Below are 286 nucleotides of genomic sequence, written 5' to 3' on the forward strand. Positions count from 1 at the left end.
GCGGGGCCACCACCAGCGCCATCTGCGCCGGTTCCAGCGTATCGTCCAGCGCTACGTCCGGTTCGGGAATGCCGTAGCGGTTGCTGGTCAGCGCCTGCCCCGGCCGCCACGGCGCGAAGCGCAGCACGTCGCCGGCCAGCACCGGCAGGCAGTAGGTGAGGCCTTGGGGCAGTTGCAGCTGCCAGCGGTGCAGGGCGATTTCGCCATCCAGCGCCCAGTAGCCGGCCACGGCGCCTTCGCGCGGGGCGAACGGCAGGGCCAGCAGGGCATCGGCCAGCGATTCGGC

At 72.7% G+C, this 286-nt stretch carries 1 pseudogene; it reads right to left on the bottom strand.

The annotated features are described in order from the left end of the window. Positions 1-286 (bottom strand): annotated as a pseudogene (locus EN850_RS35825) (hypothetical protein); the annotation flags it as partial.

The sequence above is a fragment of the Mesorhizobium sp. M8A.F.Ca.ET.207.01.1.1 genome (genome assembly GCF_004794715.1).
Taxonomy (GTDB): domain Bacteria; phylum Pseudomonadota; class Alphaproteobacteria; order Rhizobiales; family Rhizobiaceae; genus Mesorhizobium.